We start from the raw sequence: 23,654 nt of genomic DNA, 5'->3' as shown, positions 1-23,654 counted from the left end.
ACATACCACGGTGACAATATGAACCAGACTAAAAAACAGATACACGACTATATCGAACAGCAGGTTCGTCACTCGAGACCAAGCAGCGTACTCGGCCGCCTGCGCCTGGCCAGCATGCGTATAACCTATGGCGTCTTGCGCGACCTGCTTGAGGGCCAACTCACCCTGCGTGCCATGAGTCTGGTCTATACCACGCTCCTCTCCCTGGTGCCCCTCCTGGCAGTAAGCTTCTCGGTACTCAAGGCCTTCGGCGTACACAATCAGGTCAAACCACTGTTGTTTGAGTTCCTTAGCCGCATGGGCCCGCAGGGGCTGGAGGTCGGCGAAAAGATCATGGGCTTTGTCGATAACATCAAGGTCGGTGTGTTGGGTTCGGTGGGGATCGCGCTGTTGTTCTATACCGTGATCTCGCTGCTGCAAAAGATCGAACGTTCCTTTAACTATATCTGGCGCGTCGAGGAGGCCCGTCACCTGAGTCGGCGCTTCAGTGATTACCTGAGTGTGATCCTGGTCGGCCCGGTATTGATGTTCACAGCCATTGGTATTAGCGCCTCGGTGAAAAGCTCGGCCATCGTGCAGTCACTCTCGACGATCAGCATTCTTGGAGAGGGTATTGGTTTGATAGGTCGCACCCTGCCTTATCTATTGATCATTATTGCCTTTTGTTTTGTTTATATCTTTATGCCCAACACCAAGGTGCGATTAAAGTCCGCACTGACCGGGGCAATTATCGCCGGTCTGTTCTGGGAAACCACCAGCTGGCTGTTTGCCTCGTTTGCCATGTCTTCGGCCAATTATGCGGCGATCTACTCGAGCTTTGCCATCCTCGTACTGTTTATGATCTGGTTGTACCTGGGTTGGATCATCCTGCTGGTCGGCGCCGATGTGGCCTTTTACCACCAGCACCCGCGCGTCCTGTCTTCCGCCAATGAGTGTAACTGTCTCGAACAAAAACAACGCGAACAGCTCGCCATCCAGATCATGTACCTCATTGCCCTGCATTTTCACAAGGGCAAACCGGCCTGGACCCTGAATGCGCTGGCCGCCGAACTCAACCGGCCCTCGGAACAGGTCAGTCGCCTGCTGCACAGTTTTGCCGAGGCGGGCTTGTTGGGCAAGACCACCGGAAATGGGAAAATCTGGCTACCCGCCCGTGAAACCGATTCCATCAAGCTCATTGATATCCTGCATGCCGCCCGCGGTGAGAAGACCGCCATCACCACTTGCGGACATGAAGGCGCACGCGTCGCCAGCATGTTTGTCACGGAACGAACCGAACATGCGATGGTCTCATCTTTGGAAGATAACAGCCTTAAAGACCTTATTTTGCGTTTTCCGGAGTCCGATGATGCTACACAACCTGCATAAACTTCTGTTAACCACGATTGTTTGCGGCAGCCTTGGTCTGTCTCCTGTTCTGTTTGCCGGAGATACTGAGCAGCGCGCACGACTGGCCCGTAACCCGCAGACCCCAGCAGGACAATTACAACAACTGGCCAATGACCCCGCCTGGGAAGTGCGCCGCGCCATTGCGGCCAACCGGCGTAGCCCGTCGGAATTACTCCACCAGCTTGCGCAAGACCGTGATCAACGGGTAAGAATTGCCGTTGTCACCAATACGGCAACAGCGGATAATAGTCACCAGTTACTGGCCCGTGACCAGGACCCGGTAGTGCGTAGTGTTGTTGCCCGCTATGAATATTGCAGCGCCGCGGTGATGGATATTCTCGCCGCTGACCCGCTGCCCGATATCCGTCTTGAGGTCGCAAAAAACTGGAACACCTCGATTGCAACCTTAAAAAAACTGACGCAGGATGAATTTCCTGAAGTTGCCGGTACTGCTGACAATGAATTGACCAAGCGCCAGCTTGAGAAAACCTCCGAATAAGGATCTAACATATGACTTATGCACGTAACCTCATCTACATGGGCATGCTTACCTGTCTTGGCCTCATATTGACTGCCTGTGACGTGGCCAATAATAACAGCAGTGAAACCGCCGGACAGGCAAGCGAGATGGATCCGTATGTACACATGTCGATGCGCCGGATTGAAAGTCCTTATGAGTACGTGCTGGATGATATAAAAAATGCCATTGCCGAACGTGGTATCAAGATCAACAACATCTCGCATATCGGTAACATGCTGGCACGCACCGCTTCCGATGTTGGTGCAAGCAAACAGGTCTTTGCACATGCCGAGGCGATCGAGTTCTGCAGTTCCACCATATCCCGCGCGACCATGGAGGCCGACCCGCACAATATCGTCTTCTGCCCCTATATCATTACCGTCTATGCTCTGCCCGATGATGACAATATCACCTATGTCTCCTACCGTCGGCCAACGCCGGTAGGCAGCCCTGAATCTCAGGCCTCAATCAAGGCAGTCGAGGGCTTGCTTGAAGCCATCATCACTGCTGCAGTGCCGTAATATCAACGACGACGCATCAGGATAAAACTCAGATCGTCCGGTTTACTCGGCTGTTCGGCCGAGGCCTCCTGCATACGCGCGTTGACCATGGTGAGAAGATTGCGCGCGGCCTTTTCCAGTGGCCCACAACGCACCAGCTCGATCAACTCATCTATGTGCACGTTATCAAACAAACCATCACTGGCGATCACCACGGTGTCGTGTGCCGCCAGGGCGATCTCAGTGCCCATTTCCACGCGCAACTCCGGCATGCCCAGCATATTCGAGACCAGGTGCCGTTCATCATGGTGCATGGCCTCATGTTCATCTAGCATACCTGACTCGACAGCATAGCCGACCGGTGAGTGCGCGACGGTGCACAGGCGCAGGCGGCCACGCTGACCGGTAATCAGGATCACCGAATCCCCCGCGTGATAAGGGCGCACGTGACCATTAAACAGCTCGAGCACGACCAGTGTGGTAGCTGCCCCCGCGCCCTGTGCACAGATTTTCGTATTCGCGGTGTCAATGGCATCGAGGATCGCGGTGCGGGTATCGCCCTCCTTGCCCTGCAAGGCTTCACGCAGACAATTAATCGCCATCGCCGAGGCCTGCGACCCGGCGCGCTGCCCGCCGGCGCCATCGGCGACGGCCATCACGGCCTGGCGTGCACCGGTGGTGAAGATGCCGATGGCATCCTCATTCACCCCTTGCTTGTCGGGGGCCTTGTTGGAATACACCACGACCTGCATGCCGGCAAAGCGATGCACATCCGGTTCATCCATTTCGGCTTCAAGTAGTGTCAGTGACTCAGCCATAGTGTGACCCCTGTATTACCATTCCAGTGTTTCGATGTGTTCCCGCAATTCTGCTGCAGAACGGAATTTTTTCAGAATAAGGTTTCGCTTCAGGCCACAACAGATGTCCTTCACCACAGGGTGCTGCTTGGCGTAATGCTTTTTACCACCCACCGCATCATAAAAAATACGCACCAGGTCGCAGATATCATCATGGATGTTTTCGCGACGCATGGCCCCCCAGTGATACATATCAATCAATTTGAGTTCAAAACCCAGACCATAGCGCATGAGGATGACGTTATCCGTGTGCAGGTCACCATGGTATTCACCGTAACCATGAATCATCTCGATACCCGAGACCAGCGCATGCAATAAATGGATGGCCTGAAATGCCTGCAGACGCTTACCGGGCTGGCGATCGATGAAGGCACTCAGCAGTTCACCCTCAACATATTCCGAAACCAGAAAGGTCACATCCTGCTGCAGGTAACGAATCGTATCCTGAGTATGATATTGGATCAGAATCGGACAATGACGGAGTTTATGCAACTTGGTCGCGTAAAAGCTTACCGACTTGTCGCGTTCATTGCGTTGCGGGTAAAAAAACTTAACCGCCCTCTCAATGCCGGTACGTGTCTCAATAACATGATAGACCTCACCCTCCCAGCCCTTGCCCAGACAGGCCAGTACCTCATACTTGCCGGCCAGGCTACGACCCGCTTTGAAGTCAAAGCTGTCAATCACATTTTTTTTCTGTTTTACCGCGGCCATTCAGCCCCCTCGAGTTCATCCAGACTATCTCTTGCCGTTGCGCTAACTTCCGCATTATTGTCTTTCAATGCTGCCTGCAGGTACGCGACCGCGTCAACACTTCGTGTTAATGATAAATAATGGCAGGCATCTACACGGGTACTGACCTGGGCATGTGTTGTCAGTCGACCCAGCGGCTCGACCAATGTAGACAGGTCGGTGTTTTCAGACAGCCCCTCCAGTACCGCACCGACACCGATGCGCACATTAATACGACGCCCCTCATCCGTAATCAATGGCAACAGTGTCAGCACATGCTGCGGGTGACGATGCAGGTAATGCTCGGCCTTGTTCAACTGACCGTCACCGAGCAGGTGATCGAGGTATTCCGTCACCGCAGCGGGGCTGGCTGCAATGTCTACCCACTGTGCCAGTTCGGCGGGGGTATAGACACCATCAAATTCGAGTTCGTTGAGCTTGAACCACGGCACGCTGCGCACACCATATTCCTGTGCACGCTCTGGTTGTTCGGCGATATCGATGACCTCGAGAGCCGAAAGCCGACCCTGTTGCTGGAGTGCTTCAAGGCTGGCATGCACCTGCGGGCAAAAGGCGCAACCGCTGGCGACGAGCAATACGGCCTGTACTGTTGGAGGTGTATTCATGCCAGCAGTATAGAGGAAAAAAAAGGGATTAATGAATTAAAGGCCCAACGCAGAGGCGCGAAGACGCAGCGGACGCAAAGACATGATGAATATAGCCGTCTATCTTTTTGATTGTCTCTGCGGACTTGCGTCTCTGCGTTGGGTTTTTATAACAACCTTAAGCCGCGCTGATGGCCTGCTCGTTTTTATGCCTGGAGAAACTGATCATGCCGTCTTCAACGTCGACCTTGATCAGGTCACCCGGGCCAAAGTTACCGGCCAGGATCTCCTGGGCAAGCGGGTTCTCTAATTGCTGCTGAATGGCCCGCTTCAGTGGACGTGCCCCATAGACCGGGTCGAAACCAGCCTCGGCAATACGATCCAGTGCGGCATCACTGAGTTCAATGGCCATATCGCGCTCCTGCAGACGCTGACGCAGGTAGTCGATCTGGATATCGGCAATCGCATGGATCTGCTCCTTGCCGAGCGGGTGGAAGACAACCGATTCATCGACGCGATTGATGAACTCGGGACGGAAGTGCTGACCCACGACCTCCATCACGGCCTGTTTCATGGCGTCATAATCATCGGCACCGGCCATCTCCTGGATCATCTGGCTACCCAGGTTCGAGGTCATAACGATCACCGTGTTACGGAAGTCCACCGTACGCCCCTGGCCATCGGTGAGACGTCCGTCGTCAAGCACCTGCAACAGTACATTGAAGACATCGGCATGGGCCTTTTCGACCTCGTCGAGCAGGATCACGGAGTAAGGCTTGCGGCGCACGGCCTCGGTCAGGTAACCACCCTCTTCGTAACCGACATAGCCTGGTGGGGCGCCAATGAGGCGCGCCACCGAATGTTTTTCCATGAACTCAGACATATCGATGCGGACCATCGCATCCTCGGTATCAAACAGGAATTCGGCCAGGGCCTTGGTCAGTTCGGTCTTGCCGACACCGGTCGGGCCCAGGAACAGGAAGGAACCATTTGGCCGGTTCGGGTCCGAAAGACCGGCCCGAGAACGACGAATGGCATTCGACACGGCCGACACGGCCTCGGCCTGACCGACGACACGGGCACCGATTTCATCTTCCATACGTAGCAGCTTGTCACGTTCACCCTCAAGCATCTTGGTGACCGGGATCCCCGTCCAGGCAGCGACGATCTCGGCGATCTCCTCATCGCTGACCTTGTTACGCAACAACTTGGTGTCCTGCATCTCGGCCTGACTGGCCATATCCAGTTGTTTTTCCAACTCAGGAATACGCCCGTACTGCAATTCGGACATGCGTGCCAGGTCATTGGCGCGCTGCGCAGTTTCCATCTCAATGCGCGCACGTTCGAGTTCTTCCTTAATGTGCTGTGTGCCCTGCAGGGCGGCCTTTTCCGACTTCCAGATCTCCTCGAGGTCTGCATATTCGCGTTCCAGCTCTGTGATCTCGGTCTCCAGTACCGACAGGCGCTGCTTGGAAGCGGCATCGGTTTCCTTATTCATGGCCTCGCGTTCAATTTTGAGCTGGATCAGACGGCGTTCGAGTTTATCCATCGTCTCGGGCTTGGAGTCGATCTCCATACGGATACGGCTAGCGGCTTCATCGACGAGGTCAATGGCCTTGTCCGGCAGGTTACGGTCGGTAATGTAACGGTGCGAGAGTGTCGCTGCGGCGACAATCGCCGGGTCGGTGATATCGACACCGTGATGGACCTCGTATCTTTCTTTCAGCCCACGCAGGATGGCGATGGTGTCCTCGACACTCGGCTCATCGACCAGCACCTTCTGGAAACGTCGTTCGAGTGCAGCATCCTTTTCAATGTACTGACGGAATTCATCCAGTGTCGTCGCGCCGACGCAGTGCAGTTCACCACGTGCCAACGCGGGTTTGAGCATGTTACCGGCATCCATGGCACCCTCGGCCTTACCGGCACCGACCATGGTATGCAGCTCATCAATAAACAGGATGACCTGACCTTCCTGTTTGGACAGGTCATTGAGCACGGCCTTGAGACGTTCCTCAAATTCGCCACGGAACTTGGCACCGGCGATCAGCGCGCCCATGTCGAGCGATAGCAGGCGCTTGCCCTTGATGCCTTCCGGCACCTCACCGTTGACGATACGCTGGGCGAGACCTTCAACGATGGCGGTCTTGCCGACACCGGGTTCACCGATGAGCACGGGATTATTCTTGGTGCGGCGTTGCAGCACCTGGATAGTACGGCGGATCTCATCATCACGACCAATGACCGGGTCCAGCTTGCCCTGTTCAGCACGCTCGGTGACATCTATGGTGTATTTCTCCAGTGCCTGACGCTGCTCTTCTGCATTCGGGTCATCTATCTGTTGTCCACCACGCATGTTATCAATGCCCTTCTCGAGTGCCGACTTGCTGGCACCGGCCTTGCGTAACAGTTCACCCAGCGGACCCTTGTCGTCGAGTGCGGCGAGAATAAACAGCTCACTGGAGATGTATTGATCCTTGCGTTGCTGGGCCAACTTGTCACAGACGTTAAGCAGGCGACCAAGGTCATTGGAGATGTGCAGGTCACCCTCGGCACCCTGTACCTGCGGTAATTTGTCGAGTGCCTCGCCGAGATGTGACCGCAACAGGTTCACATTCACATCTGCCTGCATGAGCAGATGGCGGACCGAGCCACCCTCTTGATCAAGCAGGGCCGTCATCAGGTGCAAGGGGTCGATAAACTGGTGGTCACGGCCGACGGCAAGGCTTTGCGCATCGGCAAGGGCAACCTGGAACTTACTGGTAAATTTATCCATCCGCATCAGAACATCTCTCCGCCATGAAGTGTTAATCTACTCTCAAAGTGGGGCAGTTATACATAATTTCAAGTCCCACCGGCTATTTTGCCCCGCCTTCTATACCTTTTCCTTCTAAATAGGCAGCGATCTCCTGCAGACAAGCCTGGCCGTCTTCGCCGGCACAATCCAGTGGTCCAAAACCTTGCAGACGGGCACGGCTGGGCATAAACACCGCTGAGACGGTCCGCCCTTCCCCGCTGACCCCGTCAAGGCGCAGGGGGATAATCGGTGCGCCGGTCTGCTGCGCCAGCCAGATCACCCCGCCCTTTAGACGTCGTGGTGGATCGCTATCCAGATGGATATGACCGTGCGGAAACAGGGCCACCACCTCGCCCTGTTGCAGCACACGCAGCGCCTCGCGTAGGGCCTGCTCCGGGCGGCCCTTGCGATCGACCGGGATACAACCCACCTCTTTTAATAACCAGTGCAGGCCAGGGCGTTCATACTCTTCACGCGCGATCAAAAAACGCAGTGGCCGCCTGCAGGCCGCGATCATCAATAGCGGGTCAAGCCCCGAGACGTGATTACACACCAGCAAGGCCCCACCCGTTTCCGGCAAGGCGATGTCATTATGCTGCAGGTGATGAAAACGACGACAGAGGATACGATTCAGCCCATCTATGCGGTTCAGCCACGGGTGCCCCCAATCGACCTCGTTGGCCGATTCACCGAGGATGAACAAGCCAATGAGAATGATAAGAACAATCAGAATGAGAATCAGAAGAACTTGTGCATAGCCATTCATTCGTCACCATCCATGGGCACTTATTTTTTATAGACCTTGCGCGGGAAGAGGTCCTTACGACGGCTGACCAGCCGGTCCAGAAATAATAAACCATCGAGGTGATCGATCTCGTGTTGCACGGCACGTGCCTCGAAACCCTCGCACTGGTATTGCCGGGTATTGCCCTCCGGGTCTTGTGTCTCCAGCGTGATCTTCTCGGCACGCATGACATTACCTGTATAGTCGGGTACCGACAGACAGCCCTCACGGCCTTTCACAAACCCTTCCCAGGCGACAATCTCCGGATTGATCAGGAGGATCAGGCCATTGCTTTTGTGTTTCGGGTTAGCGGAGACATCGACGATCGCCACGCGCTGGAAACGCCCCACCTGGGGGGCGGCGATACCGACACAGCCCGGCGCCTGCAGGCGTGTCTCATCCAGGTCGGCAACGAACTGACGCAAGTCGTCATCGAAGTCTGTCACCGCTTCGCTGACCTGCTTCAGGGCCTGTTCGGGATAGACAAGGATATCGAGGATCGCCATGCCAACCTGCCATTAACCGATCAGGGTATCGATTTCAGAAAGCTTGGCCTCGACACCGCGTGTCTTCACCACATCGAGCGCGGCACGCAGACTGTCTACGCCTTCTGCGGCATGGCCTTCGATATGCATGATGTAAATGGGGGCGTCTTCACTGCCGGCGACATCAGACTCCAGGTCGAGAATATGCAGACCGGCCTCGGCCAGGGCACCGGTAACCTCGGAGACAATGCCGGGACGGTCCGCCCCATAAACCGTAATACGTACATCCGGCGCAAGGTGCTTATGCAGGCCACCTTTGATCGCATCCACATGCAGGTGCAGACCCAGCGATTCGGCGACCGGGTTAACCAGTTCGGTGAGTTGCTTGACACGACCATCAAAGCGAACCATGAGCATGATGGTGAAGTTACCACCGAGGCGCATCATTGAGGCCTCACCGAGGTTGCAGCCGCCTTCAAACAGGGCATGCGTGAGTTTGGCGACAATGCCGGGGCGGTCTTCCCCGACCAGGGTCAGCATATACCAGTGGCTCATGGGTGTTTCTCCTGCACTATTCTGTGTGGTTTACATGGTGGCCGCAGTCACCAACAAAATCAAATTAGAAACTACTCCTTTACTGCCACGAACTGTACTACTGCGCCGATACCATGATGGTATTTGCCTTCAACAAGTTCACGTTCTGTTTCAAGCGCATGAAGTATTCGCAGGCCATCCAGTTCTTCACGCAACTCATCCGCTTGCATGCACAAGGCGGGGTCACGCGGCCCACCGGTATTCAGGGCGATCTGCGCAGGCGTATAGGCCTCGAGGATCAGCATGCCGCCCGGTGCCAGGCCGGCCACCACAGCGGCATGCAGGCGACGGCGAAGCGCCGCCGGCACATGACAAAACACCGAGACAATACCCTGCCAGTGATCGGCCTCAATAACAAAGTCATCCAGGTCCACATGGCAGGTTTCAATACTCACCCCCTGTTGCCTTGCCAGTTCGCGCGCCTTGGCCAGACCGACCGACGAGGCATCCACAGCGGTAACCTCATAACCTTGCTGCGCCATATACACCGCGTTGCGACCCTGCCCCTCGGCAAGACACAAGACCCTGCCAGTCGGCACGCGTGCCGACCACTCGCGTAAAAAATCATTCGGCGCAGTGCCATAGGCATGACCGGGTTCCGCAAAACGTTCATTCCAGTCGATCATGGTTTATTCCTCTTGTCGTTCGGGTTTTTGGCCCGGCTTGCGCAACAGGCAACTCATATAAACGATGTCACCGCTACGCAGGCCTTCATATAACACCGTCCCCTTCAGGGCCACAAAATCCTCCAGCGCCGCATGCAGCCAGGACGGCACACGCTGCGATATCGCCTGCTTGCGTTCATCACTCATCCTCTCCAGTGCGCGCAAAACATAGGCACTGATATCACGGTTGACCTCCAGTACCAGGCCACTGCCCCGAAATAGCCTTATCAGGGCATCACTTTCCGTTACCGCACGCAGGTCACAAAAGGCCAAGACACCCCCCGGCCTCAAGACACGCCGCACCTCGGCAATAAACGCGGCCATGTCAGGATAACAGTGCGAAGACTCGACATTGAGTATGACATCCTGGCTACCTGCTGGTAGCGGCAGCGCATCGGCACTGCCTTGCCGGAAAGACAACTGCTGTAAATGATAATGTGCATTGCAAAACGCGATCGCCTCGGGGGATAAATCAATAGCCGTGACATGATGCGGTTTCAGGTAACGCGCCAGCCAGGAGGCGCCGCCGCCACGACCACTGCCCACCTCGGCCACATCCTTTCCCTCAACCTCAACACCCTCAAGCACATGACGGTATAACTGGATCGAGTAACGATATGGCATGTCAGCCGGTTGCAGGACAAAACCCCCATCCTGTTCCTCGGCATAACCGTAATTCATGAACAATAATTCAGCTGCCTTGTCATGGCGTGCCAGCAAGTTATACCACCAGCGCCAGAGGCGTGACTTGAATAGTGGCAGAGAAGCCAGCGTGATAAACAGACGAGAGAGATAACTGGGGCCGGCTGACATGTGCTGGCTTCAGGGCAATGAAGACGAGTCGAGGCGGGTGAACTTAACCAAACATCCAGCTGGCCGGTTTCGGATGCGCCTCACCTTTATCCAGTGCCTGCATACCCTTGATACAGCGAACGATCAACCAAACCACATAAAACAACAAGACGAGATAACCAATCAGGATAAATAGCAGTAACGCACCAATAAAGGTATATAGCAGCCCAATCCAGAAAGTCCGTATCTGAAAACGATAATGGGTTTTCAGCACCGCATCGGCATCTTGTTGATGCAGGTATGCCATGATGACGCCGACAAGCCCAGTAAAAGGCACGACGACATTCACCAGATACAGGATGTAAATAATTTTTGCAGTGCCTGCTGAAGGGCTAGAGACAGTATCGTTCATTGTGAACTCCCTGAATTATAATTATTAGCGGTCGTTACTTATTATGCACAATGCCGCCTGACAACGCTATTTCAGCAAACTTGCCTCAATGCAGGGTTGAGTGCGCCATATAAATAGTTATCACACCGAGGGAGATCAGGACGATCTGTTGCAGGGTCACACGGGCCTCGGTACGACGGTGCAACCCGGGGATAAGGTCGGCAACGGCGATATAGATAAAGCTGGCCGCCGCCACGGCCAGCACATAGGGCACCGCACCTTGCGTATACTGCAGGCTATAGTAGGCCGCAACACCACCGATCACCGTCGTCAGACTGGCGAGGACGTTAAAGATAAGGGCCTTCATACGGCTGTAACCACTGTGCAGCAGAATGGAGAAATCACCCAGCTCCTGCGGGATCTCGTGTGTGGCCACGGCGATACTGGTGACGACACCGAGGTGAAAATCCGTGAGAAAGGCCGCGGCGATCAACACCCCGTCGACAAGGTTGTGCATGCCATCGCCGATCAGGATCATCATGCCACGCGCGGTATCCTCACCCTGATTAAGGCTGTGGCTATGCCCGTGCTCCTCGCCATGTACCTCACAATCCTGGGCATGGCAATGACGCCACAGCACCATCTTTTCCAGCAGGAAGAAGCCGAGTAGCCCGATGAGCACGGTAAAGGTCACCTTGTGCACATCACCCACCCCGGGGTATTCGACGGCATGCGGCAGCAAGGCGAGGAAGGCCGCACCGAGCAGGGCGCCGATGGCGTAGCTGACCATGTGCGGTAGCAGGCGTTGCCGCTGCTTGCCGGGGATGAGCAAAAACAGCGCTGCGGCCAGCACACTAAGCAGGCCGCCGACAAGACAGAAGAGGATGATCCAGGTCAGTAAACTCATGGGGTTTTCGTATGCCTCGGGAAACTTGCGCGCATCATACCCGAATCACCGAAGCGGGCCTATGGGCGTAATCGGCCAACCGGCTCATTCAGACAACCAAATCAGACTGGCCATACGACCGGTGCGCGGATTGCGGCGAAACGAGAAAAAGTCCTCCGCCTCACTGTAGGTACAGCGCCCACCGCCATACACGGCCTCGATACCCTGACGTTGCAGGGCCTGGCGGGCCAGCAAATAGATATCGGCCAGCCAGTGGCCCGGGCGGTGGGCGATAAAGGCCTGCCCGGCGCTGGTATCAATCCGCATGAAGGCATCACGCACCTCGTCACCGACCTCAAAGGCCTGTGGGCCGATTGCCGGCCCCAGCCAGACCAGCAAGGCATCGGCATCACAGGCCAACCTACGGCAAAGCCGCTCAGCCGTGGCCTCGATCACTCCCCCGGCCAGGCCGCGCCAACCGGCATGGGCCGCGGCCACGCCACGGCCCTGTCGATCACACATCAATACCGGCAGGCAGTCGGCGGTCATGACGGCGCAGACATTGCCACGTTCCGTGCTGATACTGGCATCAGCCACGCCTGGGATCGATCCACCGGCCTCGACCACCTCGACGCCGTGCACCTGCTCCAGCCAGGCCGGTTCGTCAGGCAGTTGCAGGGCCTCACGCAACTGCTGGCGATTTTGTTGCACGTGCTGCAGCGTATCCCCCACGTGGGTCGCGAGGTTGAAACTGTCATAGGGGGCGGTGCTGGCGCCGCCCCGGCGCGTGGTCGAGGCGGCATGGACACAGGCCGGGGCCGGCCAGTCCGGAAAGATAAACTTCGCCTCAGTCATCGGCATGTTCGGCGAGGTCCTCAGCCAGCACCTCGAGAAGGCCTTGCATGTCGGTCGGCAGCGGTATGGCCCACTCGACCGGCTCGCCTGTTTGCGGATGCTCAAAACCCAGTTGCGCGGCGTGCAGGGCCTGGCGGTGAAAACCCCGCAGGGCCTCGATGAAGGCCTCGCTGCTCTGCGGGGGCAGGCGCAGGCGACCACCATAGACCGCGTCACCGATGAGCGGATAGCGGATATGCGCCATGTGCACGCGGATCTGGTGGGTGCGTCCGGTTTCCAGGCGGACGCGGATATGTGTGTGGGCGCGGAAGCGTTGCAGCACACGGTAGTGCGTGACCGCCTCCTTGCCCCCATGGGCGACGACAGCCATGCGGGTACGGTGCACGGCGTGACGCCCCATCGGTGCGTCGACCGTGCCACCGGCGGTCATGACGCCGGTGACCACGGCCTCGTACTCGCGTTTTACCGTCCTCGCCTGCAACTGTTTAATCAATGAATGATGGGCCGCCAGGGTCCGCGCCACCACCAGCAGGCCGCTGGTGTCTTTATCCAGGCGGTGGATGATCCCGCCACGCGGCACCTCCTCAAGGCTCGCATCGTGGTGCAGCAAGGCGTTGACGAGCGTGCCGGAGTAATTGCCCACCCCCGGGTGCACGACCATACCTGCCGGCTTGTTAATGACAATGACCGATTCATCCTCATAGACAATATCCAGCGGAATGGCCTCGGCCTGCCAGGTCACCTGTACCTCGTGCTCGGCATCCACGACCACCTGCTCGCCGCCGCGGAGTTTGTCGCGGGGCCGACAGTCCTGACCGTCTATTTGCACCTTGCCGGCCTTGATCCAGCCCTGCAGTCGCGCGCGCGAGTAATCCGGTAACAATTCGGCCAGCGCCTGGTCCAGGCGTTGCCCGGCCAGATGTGGCGGGATCTCGAGTTGCAGGGTCTGGGAATCACTCATCGTTTTGTCTTGTTCAGCCAAATGGCGCACAATACGCCTGTTCGCTGTATTTTACACAGGATTAACCAACACTATGCGCATTACCGGCCTACTTTTACTTCTCGCCCTGCTTGGGGCCACTTCGGGCTGCTCGCTTATCCCGGATCAGATCGACCAAACTGAAAACTGGTCGGCGAGTAAATTCTATTCCGAGGCGAAAAAATCGCTGTCGGAAGGCGACTTCGAGGAAGCTATTAGATACTACGAATTGCTCGAGGCACGTTTCCCGTTCGGCAAATATGCCCAGCAGGCACAGGTCGAGATCGCCTATGCCTATTATAAGTATGACGAACCGGCCTCGGCACTCGCCGCCGCGGATCGTTTCATCAAACTGCACCCGCGCCACCCGCACGTCGACTACCTTTACTACCTGAAGGGGCTGGTAAACTTCAATGCCGGCAAGGACCTGATCTCGAAATACATCCCGCAGGACCCGACCCAGCGTGACCCGGGTGCGGCGCGCGCCTCGTTTGATGACTTTTCGATCCTCGTGCGCAAATACCCGAACAGCAAGTACAGTGCCGATGCCCGCCAGCGCATGCTGTTCCTGCGCAACAACCTGGCCGAGTATGAGATCCACGTCGCCAACTACTACATGCTCCGCGATGCCTATATCGCCGCGGCCAACCGTGCCAAGTACGTGGTGGAAAACTATCAGAAGACTACGGCCATCCCCAAGGCCCTTTCGATCATGGCCCGTGCCTACAAGCTCATGGGCCTGCAGGACCTGTCTGATGGCGCGCTACGTGTGTTGAAACTGAATTACCCGGAGCACCCTGAGTTGGCCGTGATTGAGGCCATGCCGGTACCGGGAAAGTAAACTGATGGTTTTGAGATCTAAAGCGTTTACCGGCCGAGTATTTGTGTAGTTCACTTGGTAACGCAGAGGCCGCAAAGACGCAAAGTGCGCAAAGATAACGGGTAAGAAATCATATTACTCTTGATAGAGTGGCTTAGTGCTCATGACTGATATGGGCGTCGGATTACGCGCATTCGCGCTAATCCGACCTACGAGACCTACGAACTACTTCTAGCCTTTCTTCGCGAACTCTGCGTCTTTGCGAGCTTTGTGTTTATTACTCCCAACTCGGTTTCTAGATCGCTTCCGGGCCCGTCTCACCGGTACGGATACGTACGACCTGTTCGACATTGGTGACGAAGATCTTGCCATCACCGATCTTGCCGGTGCGTGCCGCCGCGGTAATCGTCTCGATACAACGCTCGACCTGATCCTCGGCGACCACGACATCGAGTTTCACCTTGGGCAGGAAATCGACGACATATTCGGCGCCACGATAGAGTTCCGTATGACCCTTCTGACGACCAAAGCCCTTGACCTCGATCGCGGTCATACCGGTAATACCGATCTCCGAGAGCGCCTCCCGGACATCATCGAGCTTGAAGGGTTTGATGATGGCTTCGACCTTTTTCATCGCAGAACTCCGTTATGTTTGATTTTATACGAGTATACGGCCGGCCGCGGGGGGCGACAAGCTCTCAAACCTTCCAGCCACACTTGCCGCTGCGATAACCCGATGTGATCGGGTAACGGCGGTCGCGGCCAAAGGCGCGCTGTGTCACGCGCACACCCGGTGCGGCCTGGCGGCGCTTGTATTCATTGCGGTCCACCATGCCAATGACACGCGCCACGGTCTCCATATCGTAACCCCTGGCGGCGATCTCCTCGAGGGTCATGTCCTCTTCGACGTACATGGCCAGGATCGGATCCAGGTCTTCATACGGCGGCAGGCTGTCCTCATCCTTCTGGTCCGGGGCCAGTTCGGCACTCGGCGGGCGGTCGATAACCCGCTGCGGGATCACCGGCGAGAGCGTGTTGCGGTACTCACTCAGGCGGTAGACCAGCAACTTCGGCACATCCTTAAGCACGTCAAAGCCCCCGGCCATGTCGCCATACAGCGTGGCATAACCGACCGCCATCTCACTCTTGTTCCCGGTGGTCAGGACGATGCGGCGCTTCTTGTTGGCGATCGCCATGAGCAACACGCCGCGACAGCGGGCCTGGATATTTTCCTCGGTGGTGTCTGTCTTGAGACCGGCAAACTCCTCGGCGAGACAGTCGAGAAAGGCGCTAAAAGGTTTTTCGATCGGGATCAGCTTGAAATCCACGCCTAGGGCCTCGGCCTCGGCACGGGCATCGTCAATACTCATGTCCGCCGTATAGCGTGACGGCATGGACACGGCCTCGACCCGGTCTGCGCCCAGCGCATCAACGGCTACCGCCAGGGTCAGGGCCGAATCAATGCCGCCTGACAGGCCAATGACCACGCCGCGAAAACCGTTCTTCTCGACGTAATCACGCACGCCGAGCACGAGCGCACCGTAGACACTGGCTTCATCGCTGGCCACCGGGGCGATCTCGGCCTCCAGCGGCGTCACCCGCCCCTGCGCATCGATGTTGAAATCCACCGCAAACAGGCCGGTTTCGTACACCGGCGCGCGCTGCGTGATCTCGCCCTGCGCATTGACCGCGGTCGAGCCGCCATCAAAGACGAGTTCGTCCTGACCGCCGATCAGGTTGACGTAGACGATCGGCAGACCCGACTCGGTGGCACGCTCATACAGGACCGCCTCACGCTCTTCGTGTTTGTTGATGTGGTAGGGCGAGGCATTCAGGTTCAGGATCAACTTTGCCCCTGCACTGGCCGCCTGCTGCACCGGGTCGGGCATCCAGATATCTTCACAGATGGTGATACCGACCGGCACGCCCTTGATATCGACCAGGCAAGGTTTGGCCTCGCCCGGCACGAAGTAACGCTTCTCGTCGAAGACACTATAGTTCGGCAGGTGTTGCTTGTGATAGGTCGCCTTGATCTGGCCATCGCGGATCACGGCGGCGACGTTATACAGGCCACCCCGTTCCTTTTGCGGATAACCGATAATGACATCGATACCGGTAACGGCCTTTTTCACCCGCTCCAGCCCGTGCACAGTGGCCATGCTCAGACCCGGGCGCAGGAGTAAATCCTCGGGCGGGTAACCGCTCAGGGTCAGTTCGGGAAAGACAATGGCATCGGCCTGCATCGCGTCACGTGCACGCAGGGAGGTCGCAATGACCTGATCGGTATTGCACTCAATGTCGCCGACCAGCGTATTGATCTGGGCCATAACAATGCGCAGTGATTGCGTCATGTCTCTTGCACCTTAATCCGGCCTGACCACTTCGAGCATGCGCACCCCCATATCGGCCGGTGAGCGGGCAATGCCAACCCCCGCCGCCTCGAGTGCGGCAAACTTTTCTTCCGCCGTGCCCTTGCCGCCGGCGATGATCGCCCCGGCATGGCCCATGCGCTTGCCGGCCGGCGCCGTGACCCCGGCGATGTAGGCGACGACGGGCTTGCTGACGTGTGCCTTAATATACTCGGCGGCGGCCTCCTCGGCGCTGCCGCCGATCTCACCAACCATGACAATGCCCTGCGTCTGCGGGTCATCCTCAAAACGCGACAGGCAGTCGATGAAGTCCATGCCGTGGATCGGGTCGCCACCGATGCCGATACAGGTGGTCTGACCAAGGCCGTTCTGCGTGGTCTGGTGCACGGCCTCGTAGGTCAGGGTGCCGGAACGCGAGACGATGCCGATCTTGCCCGGCTTATGGATAAAGCCCGGCATGATGCCGATCTTGCACTCGCCCGGCGTAATGATGCCCGGGCAGTTCGGGCCGATCAGTTGCGCATCATAGTGCGCCAGTGCGGCCTTGACCTTGAGCATATCCAGAACCGGGATCCCCTCGGTGATACAGGCGATAACCCTGATGCCCGCATCGGCGGCCTCGAGGATGGCGTCGGCGGCAAAGGCGGCCGGCACATAGATCATGGTCGCCTCGGCACCGGCCTCGTTGACCGCATCGCGCACGGTATTGAATACGGGCAGGCCGAGGTGGCTCTGACCACCCTTGCCCGGCGTCACACCACCGACCATCCGGGTGCCGTATTCGATGGCCTGCTCGGAGTGGAAGCTGCCCTGCTTGCCGGTAAAGCCCTGGCAGATCACCTTCGTCTCCTTATTAATGAGGATACTCATGCGGCTCCTCCCTGCACGGCGGCGACGACCTTGCTCGCCGCATCGGTGAGGCCCTCACCGGTGATGATGGAGAGGTCACTGTCGCGCAGCATGGCGCGACCCTGCTCGACGTTCGTGCCCTCGAGACGCACGACCACGGGGATGTCGATACCGACCTCGCGCACGGCGCGGATCACGCCCTCGGCGATGAGGTCGCAGCGCACAATGCCGCCGAAGATGTTGACGAGGATCGCCTCGACCTTGTCATCCGAGAGGATCAACTTGAAGGCCTCGGCGACCTTCTCGGCACTGGTGCCGCCGCCGACATCGAGGAAGTTGGCCGGCGCACCGCCGTGCAGCTTGATCAGGTCCATGGTTGCCATCGCCAGCCCGGCGCCGTTGACCATACAACCGATATTGCCGTCGAGGCTGATGTAGTTAAGGCCGAACTGCTGGGCATGGTGTTCCTTGTCATCATCCTGGCTCGCATCGAGCAAGGCGGTGATATCGGCATGCCGATACAGGGCGTTATCATCGAAATTGATCTTCGCATCGAGCGCCATGAGTTCATCCTTGCCGGAGACGATCAACGGATTGATCTCAAGCAGGCTGCAGTCCTTGTCAACAAACAGCTCATACAGGCCGTGCATGATGCGGCCGAGCGCCTTGATCTGATCGCCCGTCAGGCCCAGGCCGAAACCGAGCTCGCGAACCTGGTATCCCTGCAGCCCGGCCACCGGGTCGATGGCCACCGTGAGGATCTTCTCCGGCGTCTTAGCCGCCACCTCTTCGATGTCCATGCCGCCCTCGGTCGAGGCCATCATGACAATGCGCTTGCTGGCGCGGTCGACAAGCATGCCGAAATACAGCTCACGCTGGATCGTGCTGGTCTGTTCAATTAATAGCGTATTCACCGGCTGGCCCCTGGCCGTGGTCTGGTGCGTCACCAGGTGGGTACCGAGCAAGGTGTTGCTGATCTGCTCGACGGCTTCGACATTCGCCGCACGCTTGACACCACCGGCCTTGCCACGGCCACCGGCATGCACCTGGGCCTTGACCATCCAGCCGTCACTGTCGATACCGCGTGCCACGGCCACCGCCTCGGCGACCGAGGTCGCCGGGCCGCCGTTGGGCACCGGGATACCGTAGTCACGGAACAGCTGCTTGGCCTGAAATTCATGTATGTTCATACGTTTAAAAATCCGGAAATTATCCGTGCTATTCTCCAGCAAATGGCGCGTCGACGCAAAAGTACGCTACTATGCGGGCAGTTGATATTCGATGTAGACCATCATGAACCTGCTCCGCCTGTTACTCATTGCCCTCGCTGTCTGGATTATCCTGGTCCTGATCCGCAATCACCGCCGCGCCGGCCTGAAAAAACCCCCGCAGCGGCCAAGCATCGACACCATCGTGCCCTGTGCCGTATGTGATACGCATATCCCCGAGTCCGAGGCCCTGCACGAAGGCGAGCACTATTACTGCTGTGCAGAACACCGCGACCAGGCCAGGGAGACCCGACACTGACCTGCGCGCCGTTCTACGTTAACATCCGGGCATGAGTTCACAACGCTTTAGCCACAGGCATTCCGGGCCGGACGCAAACTGGCGGCCCTTACACCTGCTCAACCTCTACCGTATGGTGCTGGCCGGGCTGTTCCTGGTGCTGATCCTCAATGCAACGAATATCGCCCCCCTCGGTGAGCACAACCGCGCCCTGTTTCACTACACGGCGCTGGTCTATCTCGTCTTTGGCATCCTCTTCAGTTTTGCCATTCAGCGACAGTGGCTGGCCTACCGCATTCAGGTCCCGCTGCACTTTTGCATCGACCTGGTCGCCATCACCCTGCTCATGCACGCCAGCGGGGGGATCAGCAGCGGCCTCGGTATGTTACTCGTGGTCAGTGTCGCCGGCTTCAGTATGCTCACCTCGCGCCGCCTGGCCATCCTCTTTGGCAGCCTGGCGACAATTACCGTGCTCGCGGAGGAAGGCCTCAGTATCCTCTATGAACACTTTGCCAGCTCCCATTACACCAATGCCGGGATCCTCGGCGCGACCCTGCTCACCACCGCACTGATCGCCAATATGCTCGCGCGCCGCGCCACCGAGAGCGAGGCCCTGGCCCACCAGCGCAGCCTCGACCTGGCCAATCTTGAGCAGCTCAACGAATACATCATCCAGCACATGCAGACCGGCATCGTTGTCGTCGATGCAGAGGCCCGCATTCGCCTCATGAACGAGTCGGCCTGGAAGCTCCTGAGCACCCCGGGCAGCTTCCAGGGTCGCCCACTCTTTGACATCTCACTGGTACTGGCCGACCAGCTCCAGCTCTGGCGGGAGAACCCGGAGAGTGAGCCGATCACCTTCCGCACCTCGAAGACCTCGCCGGAGGTCCTGCCCAAGTTTGCCCGCCTCGGTGGCAGCCGCAACGATGGCGCGCTGATCTTTCTCGAAGACACCTCGGCCGTGGCCCAGCGGGCCCAGCAAATGAAACTCGCCTCGCTCGGTCGGCTCACCGCCAGTATCGCCCACGAGATCCGTAACCCGCTCGGTGCCATCAGCCACGCCAGCCAGTTACTCGGTGAGTCACCGGGGCTCAACCCGGGTGATAAGCGCCTGACCCAGATCATCGGTGAACATACGCAACGCGTGAACCGTATTATCGAGAACACCATGAGCCTGAGCCGCCGGGACCGCGCCCAACCGGTGCTGTTTGCGCTACAGACCTGGCTCGAAGGATTTGTCGACGAGTTTGTGCGTAGCGAGCACGTCAAGCCCGGTGAGATCGCCCTTAACACCATGCAGGAACCCCTCGAGGTACGCATGGACCCCGGCCAGTTACACCAGGTGGTCTGGAACCTGGTGCGCAACGGCCTGCGCCACAGCCAGAACTACCCGGGTTCCCCCAAGGTCATCCTGCAAGGCGGTTTTTCCACCGAATCGAACCGACCCTACCTCGACATTATTGACCACGGCCCCGGCATCAACCCCGAGCAGTCTTTACATATCTTCGAACCTTTCTACACTACGGAAAGCAGTGGCACCGGTCTGGGGCTTTACATCGCCCGTGAACTTTGTGAGGGTAACCAGGCACGACTGGATTACATCCCCGTGGTCAAGGGCGGCAGTTGCTTCAGGATCAGCTTCGCCGACCCGCGCCGAAAACAACAAGAAGGTAACTAGGCACTGACATGGACAGATACCTCGCCCTGATCGTCGACGACGAACCGGATATCCTCGAACTGCTAGAGATGACCCTGTCGCGCATGGACATCGATTGCCAGAGTGCCGCGGATATCGCGACCGCCAAACAACTCCTCAGCCAATACGACTTTGACCTCTGCCTGACCGACATGCGCCTGCCCGATGGCGACGGCATCGACCTGGTCCGCTACATGCAACAGGGCCACGCCAATATCCCGGTGGCCATGATCACCGCCCACGGCAATATGGAACTGGCGATCACCGCGCTCAAGGCCGGGGCCTTTGACTTTGTCTCCAAACCCGTCGACCTCGGCGTGTTGCGCAACCTGGTCAACACCGCCCTGCGGCTCTCGCACAAAGCCGGCGACCAGCCGGGCACGAAGACGGCCAGCGCCCCGCCCGCCGACACGAGCCAGGAATTACTCGGTGAGTCGGCCTCGATTCAACGCACCCGTGAGACCATTAAAAAGCTCGCCCGCAGCCAGGCACCGGTGTACATCAGCGGTGAATCCGGCAGCGGCAAGGAACTCGTCGCCCGCCTCGTGCACGAACTCGGCCCGCGCGCCGCCAAACCCTTTGTACCGGTCAACTGTGGCGCCATCCCGCAGGACCTCATGGAGAGCGAGTTCTTCGGCCACAAAAAGGGCAGTTTCACCGGCGCGGTCAGCGACAAGACCGGCCTGTTCCAGGCCGCCGAGGGCGGTACGCTATTTTTAGACGAGGTCGCCGAGTTGCCGCTGCACATGCAGGTCAAGCTGCTGCGCGCCATCCAGGAAAAATCCGTGCGCCCGGTCGGCGAACAACACGAGGCCCCGATCGATGTGCGCATCCTCAGCGCCACCCACAAGGACCTCGCCGCGCTGGTCAGCGAAGGCAGCTTCCGCCAGGATTTATACTACCGCATCAATGTCATCCAGCTGCCCGTACCCAGCCTGCGCGAACGCAAAGATGATATCCCGCTGCTCGCCGCACACATCCTTGGCAAGCTGGCTGGCGAGATGGGCACAGCCCCCCCGCGACTCAGCGCGGACGCCCTCGATGCCCTGGCCGGTTATGCCTTCCCCGGCAACGTGCGTGAACTGGAGAATATCCTCGAACGCGCCATGACCCTCTGCGAGGGCGATCGCATTAACGCCGGCGACCTGCACCTGCCCACGGCCATGCCCGAGGCGACCGTGGCCGGGCTCGGCCTGCCCACGACCGAGATGCACGGCGACCAGCCACTGGAAGACTACCTTGATTCGATCGAGAAAGACGCCATCCTGCAGGCCCTGGAACAAACCCGTTTCAACAAGACCGCGGCGGCTAAAAAACTCGGCATCACCTTCCGTGCCCTGCGTTACCGGCTGAAGAAGCTCGGTCTGGAAGAATAGACAAGCCGAAGAGGCAAAACAGAAATGGTGCAGGTAAGGACCTTACTGGAACGATTAGTTTAAGTCCGCTCTCGTTTCGAAACTTCGTGGCTATTTTTTCTCTCGATCCGGCGGCACTACCCATCCAACAACCTCACCCGTACTCATGTCCAGAGCAATAATAGGATCTTTCCTTTTCCCATACACTGTATAAAAAACAATCATGTCCATACTCGCATCGCCGACAAGTTGTTCCACCTCCTGTGTAGATAGGCCTTTCCAGTCTATATATGTCTGTTTGTCTATGGCATTACCGGCAACTTTCTGCAGGTGAGGGGTCAATGCCTGGTAATATTCAGGACGCTGGGGAGGGCGGAATTTGCCCTCTAACACCTCTTGCGTCAATTGTGCTCGCAGGGTTTTATCCGCCGGCAGTTCTGCATAGACAAGCTGTGGCCACCGGCCGCTGCCATCCACATCCTTTACAATCTCTTTCCCCGGATTGAGTTGTGCCAGCTCATTCGCTGTGACGATCTCAAACGTATCGCTGTAATACACCATATACAGCGGCCGTTCCTTGTAAATCACTGACCCACCATATAAGAGCGCGGCTATTTGCAGTAATACAATAGCGGTCATATCCAGTTTCAAGCCGGGCTTACCGGGTTTGAATACGATCAAGGTGAGTGATGGGCCAATTACCAGGTCAACACCTATCAATATCGCAATAATCTCCCAGCCGCCATTTGCCGTAAAATAAAAATCCGGATACCAGACAAGGCGCATGACTGCCAGGAAGGCCGCCAGAACCAGTGCACTGATAAGAAAATGACTGAATGCCGCGGTGTATCTGTTTATTGCAATACTTGTAATATTCATAGTCTTACAACCCAAATTATCATGAAATTTTCCTTCGTCAAGTTTACCAGCTGTAAAAGCTTTTCACGAGAAAGGCCTTTCTACTCATAATCTTTTATATGAGTATCGACGATATGCCGCCGCAAGATTACCTCGACTCGATCAAGAAAGACGTCATCCAGCAGTCGTTGAAACAGACCCTCTACAAACAAGACCGCGGCGGCGAAAAAACTCGGCATCACCTTTCGCACCCTGCATTACCGGTTGAAGAAACTTGGATTGGAAGAGTAGGTTAGAAATTAAGCGAAGGTTAACCAGCCCATTTCGTCACCTATCCCGGCCAGCAGGTGACGCTCAGGGTCACATTCTG

General features: G+C 57.5%; 26 protein-coding genes. 8 read left to right on the top strand and 18 right to left on the bottom strand.

Translation table 11 applies throughout. The features are described from left to right. Positions 1 to 18: 18 nt before the first annotated feature. The 3 genes from EL386_RS03820 to EL386_RS03810 are packed head-to-tail and all read left to right on the top strand — an operon-like array spanning position 19 to position 2,430. A complete protein-coding gene (locus EL386_RS03820; RefSeq protein ID WP_126453594.1) occupies positions 19 to 1,368 on the top strand; it encodes a YhjD/YihY/BrkB family envelope integrity protein in 1,350 nt (449 codons plus the stop codon). Beyond that, positions 1,346 to 1,888, top strand: coding sequence for a HEAT repeat domain-containing protein (locus tag EL386_RS03815; RefSeq protein WP_126453592.1), 543 nt, complete (start codon positions 1,346 to 1,348; stop codon positions 1,886 to 1,888). The genes EL386_RS03820 and EL386_RS03815 overlap by 23 nt, the downstream gene beginning before the upstream one ends. A gap of 11 nt (positions 1,889 to 1,899) precedes the next feature. Continuing rightward, positions 1,900 to 2,430, top strand: a complete 531-nt coding sequence (locus EL386_RS03810) for a DUF302 domain-containing protein (protein ID WP_126453590.1) — start codon at positions 1,900 to 1,902, stop codon at positions 2,428 to 2,430. Between the two features lie 2 nt (positions 2,431 to 2,432). On the opposite strand, the gene EL386_RS03805 is transcribed toward EL386_RS03810, so the two are convergent. The 13 genes from EL386_RS03805 to rluD all read right to left on the bottom strand — a co-directional run bounded on the left by EL386_RS03805 (position 2,433) and on the right by rluD (position 13,813). Next, complete coding sequence (locus EL386_RS03805; protein WP_126453588.1) at positions 2,433 to 3,227, bottom strand: PP2C family protein-serine/threonine phosphatase; 795 nt, start codon at positions 3,225 to 3,227, stop codon at positions 2,433 to 2,435. Between the two features lie 15 nt (positions 3,228 to 3,242). After that, positions 3,243 to 3,980, bottom strand: a complete 738-nt coding sequence (locus EL386_RS03800; protein WP_126453585.1) for a protein kinase domain-containing protein — start codon at positions 3,978 to 3,980, stop codon at positions 3,243 to 3,245. Further along, positions 3,968 to 4,624, bottom strand: a complete 657-nt coding sequence (locus tag EL386_RS03795; protein ID WP_126453583.1) for a thioredoxin family protein — start codon at positions 4,622 to 4,624, stop codon at positions 3,968 to 3,970. Before EL386_RS03795 ends, EL386_RS03800 begins: the two co-directional genes overlap by 13 nt. A gap of 157 nt (positions 4,625 to 4,781) precedes the next feature. Further along, positions 4,782 to 7,385 carry an ATP-dependent chaperone ClpB gene (gene clpB, locus EL386_RS03790; protein WP_126453581.1) on the bottom strand — a complete coding sequence of 868 codons (2,604 nt, stop codon included), beginning with the start codon at positions 7,383 to 7,385 and terminating at the stop codon, positions 4,782 to 4,784. A gap of 76 nt (positions 7,386 to 7,461) precedes the next feature. Then, positions 7,462 to 8,166 (bottom strand): lysophospholipid acyltransferase family protein, encoded by a 705-nt coding sequence (locus tag EL386_RS03785; RefSeq protein WP_232020241.1) that lies wholly within the window; start codon positions 8,164 to 8,166, stop codon positions 7,462 to 7,464. A 20-nt stretch (positions 8,167 to 8,186) separates the two neighbouring features. After that, positions 8,187 to 8,690, bottom strand: a complete 504-nt coding sequence (gene def, locus EL386_RS03780) for a peptide deformylase (protein WP_126453579.1) — start codon at positions 8,688 to 8,690, stop codon at positions 8,187 to 8,189. Positions 8,691 to 8,702: 12 nt separating this feature from the next. Beyond that, positions 8,703 to 9,224, bottom strand: a complete 522-nt coding sequence (locus EL386_RS03775) for a glycine cleavage system transcriptional repressor (RefSeq protein WP_126453577.1) — start codon at positions 9,222 to 9,224, stop codon at positions 8,703 to 8,705. Between the two features lie 71 nt (positions 9,225 to 9,295). Continuing rightward, positions 9,296 to 9,889: an SAM-dependent methyltransferase gene (locus EL386_RS03770; protein WP_126453575.1), complete on the bottom strand. Its 594-nt coding sequence runs from the start codon at positions 9,887 to 9,889 to the stop codon at positions 9,296 to 9,298. Between the two features lie 3 nt (positions 9,890 to 9,892). After that, entirely contained in the window at positions 9,893 to 10,741 is an 849-nt protein-coding gene (locus EL386_RS03765) for a class I SAM-dependent methyltransferase (protein ID WP_126453573.1), read from the bottom strand. Between the two features lie 43 nt (positions 10,742 to 10,784). Next, entirely contained in the window at positions 10,785 to 11,132 is a 348-nt protein-coding gene (locus EL386_RS03760; RefSeq protein ID WP_126453571.1) for a DUF4870 family protein, read from the bottom strand. A gap of 85 nt (positions 11,133 to 11,217) precedes the next feature. Next, positions 11,218 to 12,018 carry a ZIP family metal transporter gene (locus EL386_RS03755; protein ID WP_126453569.1) on the bottom strand — a complete coding sequence of 267 codons (801 nt, stop codon included), beginning with the start codon at positions 12,016 to 12,018 and terminating at the stop codon, positions 11,218 to 11,220. Between the two features lie 84 nt (positions 12,019 to 12,102). After that, complete coding sequence (pgeF, locus tag EL386_RS03750) at positions 12,103 to 12,858, bottom strand: peptidoglycan editing factor PgeF (RefSeq protein WP_232020240.1); 756 nt, start codon at positions 12,856 to 12,858, stop codon at positions 12,103 to 12,105. Further along, positions 12,845 to 13,813 carry a 23S rRNA pseudouridine(1911/1915/1917) synthase RluD gene (gene rluD / locus EL386_RS03745; RefSeq protein WP_126453567.1) on the bottom strand — a complete coding sequence of 323 codons (969 nt, stop codon included), beginning with the start codon at positions 13,811 to 13,813 and terminating at the stop codon, positions 12,845 to 12,847. The genes pgeF and rluD overlap by 14 nt, the downstream gene beginning before the upstream one ends. 73 nt (positions 13,814 to 13,886) lie before the next feature. Between rluD and EL386_RS03740 the strand changes: the two genes are divergently transcribed. After that, positions 13,887 to 14,672 carry an outer membrane protein assembly factor BamD gene (locus EL386_RS03740; RefSeq protein WP_126453565.1) on the top strand — a complete coding sequence of 262 codons (786 nt, stop codon included), beginning with the start codon at positions 13,887 to 13,889 and terminating at the stop codon, positions 14,670 to 14,672. A gap of 274 nt (positions 14,673 to 14,946) precedes the next feature. Here the strand turns inward: EL386_RS03740 and EL386_RS03735 are convergent, their stop codons facing one another. From EL386_RS03735 to sucC, 4 genes are all read right to left on the bottom strand, one after another. Next, positions 14,947 to 15,285, bottom strand: coding sequence for a P-II family nitrogen regulator (locus tag EL386_RS03735; RefSeq protein WP_126453563.1), 339 nt, complete (start codon positions 15,283 to 15,285; stop codon positions 14,947 to 14,949). A 64-nt stretch (positions 15,286 to 15,349) separates the two neighbouring features. Next, entirely contained in the window at positions 15,350 to 17,002 is a 1,653-nt protein-coding gene (locus EL386_RS03730) for an NAD+ synthase (RefSeq protein ID WP_126453561.1), read from the bottom strand. 12 nt (positions 17,003 to 17,014) lie between these two features. Then, positions 17,015 to 17,890, bottom strand: a complete 876-nt coding sequence (sucD, locus tag EL386_RS03725; protein ID WP_126453560.1) for a succinate--CoA ligase subunit alpha — start codon at positions 17,888 to 17,890, stop codon at positions 17,015 to 17,017. Continuing rightward, positions 17,887 to 19,059, bottom strand: a complete 1,173-nt coding sequence (sucC, locus tag EL386_RS03720; RefSeq protein WP_126453558.1) for an ADP-forming succinate--CoA ligase subunit beta — start codon at positions 19,057 to 19,059, stop codon at positions 17,887 to 17,889. Before sucC ends, sucD begins: the two co-directional genes overlap by 4 nt. 103 nt (positions 19,060 to 19,162) lie before the next feature. Here sucC and EL386_RS03715 point away from each other — a divergent pair, with 103 nt between their 5' ends. Genes EL386_RS03715 through EL386_RS03705 form a run of 3 tightly spaced genes read left to right on the top strand, consistent with a single transcriptional unit; the run spans position 19,163 to position 22,447 of the window. After that, on the top strand, positions 19,163 to 19,396 hold the full coding sequence (locus EL386_RS03715) for a PP0621 family protein (RefSeq protein WP_126453556.1): 234 nt from the start codon (positions 19,163 to 19,165) through the stop codon (positions 19,394 to 19,396). A gap of 31 nt (positions 19,397 to 19,427) precedes the next feature. Next, complete coding sequence (locus EL386_RS03710; protein ID WP_126453554.1) at positions 19,428 to 21,053, top strand: sensor histidine kinase; 1,626 nt, start codon at positions 19,428 to 19,430, stop codon at positions 21,051 to 21,053. 8 nt (positions 21,054 to 21,061) lie between these two features. After that, the gene (locus tag EL386_RS03705) at positions 21,062 to 22,447 is read left to right on the top strand and encodes a sigma-54-dependent transcriptional regulator (protein ID WP_126453552.1); all 1,386 of its coding nucleotides are present in this window, start codon (positions 21,062 to 21,064) and stop codon (positions 22,445 to 22,447) included. A gap of 90 nt (positions 22,448 to 22,537) precedes the next feature. On the opposite strand, the gene EL386_RS03700 is transcribed toward EL386_RS03705, so the two are convergent. After that, complete coding sequence (locus EL386_RS03700) at positions 22,538 to 23,305, bottom strand: hypothetical protein (RefSeq protein WP_126453550.1); 768 nt, start codon at positions 23,303 to 23,305, stop codon at positions 22,538 to 22,540. A gap of 98 nt (positions 23,306 to 23,403) precedes the next feature. On the opposite strand from EL386_RS03700, the gene EL386_RS15970 reads away from it, so the two are divergent. After that, complete coding sequence (locus EL386_RS15970; RefSeq protein ID WP_232020239.1) at positions 23,404 to 23,580, top strand: hypothetical protein; 177 nt, start codon at positions 23,404 to 23,406, stop codon at positions 23,578 to 23,580. The last annotated feature ends 74 nt before the right edge of the window (positions 23,581 to 23,654 follow it).

It is taken from the genome of Sulfuriflexus mobilis (assembly GCF_003967195.1).
Lineage (GTDB): Bacteria > Pseudomonadota > Gammaproteobacteria > AKS1 > AKS1 > Sulfuriflexus > Sulfuriflexus mobilis.
This window is presented reverse-complemented; position numbering and strand designations above follow the sequence as displayed.

Bases quoted from the DNA above. Each gene is read 5' to 3' on its own strand.
- EL386_RS03805 (WP_126453588.1), bottom strand. From the start codon at position 3,227: ATGGCTGAGTCACTGACACTACTTGAAGCCGAAATGGATGAACCGGAT.
- def (WP_126453579.1), bottom strand. From the start codon at position 8,690: ATGGCGATCCTCGATATCCTTGTCTATCCCGAACAGGCCCTGAAGCAG.
- sucD (WP_126453560.1), bottom strand. From the start codon at position 17,890: ATGAGTATCCTCATTAATAAGGAGACGAAGGTGATCTGCCAGGGCTTT.
- EL386_RS03785 (WP_232020241.1), bottom strand. From the start codon at position 8,166: ATGAATGGCTATGCACAAGTTCTTCTGATTCTCATTCTGATTGTTCTT.
- rluD (WP_126453567.1), bottom strand. From the start codon at position 13,813: ATGAGTGATTCCCAGACCCTGCAACTCGAGATCCCGCCACATCTGGCC.
- EL386_RS03810 (WP_126453590.1), top strand. From the start codon at position 1,900: ATGACTTATGCACGTAACCTCATCTACATGGGCATGCTTACCTGTCTT.
- EL386_RS03800 (WP_126453585.1), bottom strand. From the start codon at position 3,980: ATGGCCGCGGTAAAACAGAAAAAAAATGTGATTGACAGCTTTGACTTC.
- EL386_RS03765 (WP_126453573.1), bottom strand. From the start codon at position 10,741: ATGTCAGCCGGCCCCAGTTATCTCTCTCGTCTGTTTATCACGCTGGCT.
- EL386_RS15970 (WP_232020239.1), top strand. From the start codon at position 23,404: ATGAGTATCGACGATATGCCGCCGCAAGATTACCTCGACTCGATCAAG.
- EL386_RS03820 (WP_126453594.1), top strand. From the start codon at position 19: ATGAACCAGACTAAAAAACAGATACACGACTATATCGAACAGCAGGTT.
- EL386_RS03700 (WP_126453550.1), bottom strand. From the start codon at position 23,305: ATGAATATTACAAGTATTGCAATAAACAGATACACCGCGGCATTCAGT.
- EL386_RS03775 (WP_126453577.1), bottom strand. From the start codon at position 9,224: ATGAGCCACTGGTATATGCTGACCCTGGTCGGGGAAGACCGCCCCGGC.
- EL386_RS03760 (WP_126453571.1), bottom strand. From the start codon at position 11,132: ATGAACGATACTGTCTCTAGCCCTTCAGCAGGCACTGCAAAAATTATT.
- EL386_RS03705 (WP_126453552.1), top strand. From the start codon at position 21,062: ATGGACAGATACCTCGCCCTGATCGTCGACGACGAACCGGATATCCTC.
- EL386_RS03755 (WP_126453569.1), bottom strand. From the start codon at position 12,018: ATGAGTTTACTGACCTGGATCATCCTCTTCTGTCTTGTCGGCGGCCTG.
- EL386_RS03770 (WP_126453575.1), bottom strand. From the start codon at position 9,889: ATGATCGACTGGAATGAACGTTTTGCGGAACCCGGTCATGCCTATGGC.
- sucC (WP_126453558.1), bottom strand. From the start codon at position 19,059: ATGAACATACATGAATTTCAGGCCAAGCAGCTGTTCCGTGACTACGGT.
- EL386_RS03735 (WP_126453563.1), bottom strand. From the start codon at position 15,285: ATGAAAAAGGTCGAAGCCATCATCAAACCCTTCAAGCTCGATGATGTC.
- EL386_RS03715 (WP_126453556.1), top strand. From the start codon at position 19,163: ATGAACCTGCTCCGCCTGTTACTCATTGCCCTCGCTGTCTGGATTATC.
- EL386_RS03730 (WP_126453561.1), bottom strand. From the start codon at position 17,002: ATGACGCAATCACTGCGCATTGTTATGGCCCAGATCAATACGCTGGTC.
- EL386_RS03795 (WP_126453583.1), bottom strand. From the start codon at position 4,624: ATGAATACACCTCCAACAGTACAGGCCGTATTGCTCGTCGCCAGCGGT.
- EL386_RS03710 (WP_126453554.1), top strand. From the start codon at position 19,428: ATGAGTTCACAACGCTTTAGCCACAGGCATTCCGGGCCGGACGCAAAC.
- clpB (WP_126453581.1), bottom strand. From the start codon at position 7,385: ATGCGGATGGATAAATTTACCAGTAAGTTCCAGGTTGCCCTTGCCGAT.
- EL386_RS03740 (WP_126453565.1), top strand. From the start codon at position 13,887: ATGCGCATTACCGGCCTACTTTTACTTCTCGCCCTGCTTGGGGCCACT.
- pgeF (WP_232020240.1), bottom strand. From the start codon at position 12,858: ATGCCGATGACTGAGGCGAAGTTTATCTTTCCGGACTGGCCGGCCCCG.
- EL386_RS03815 (WP_126453592.1), top strand. From the start codon at position 1,346: ATGATGCTACACAACCTGCATAAACTTCTGTTAACCACGATTGTTTGC.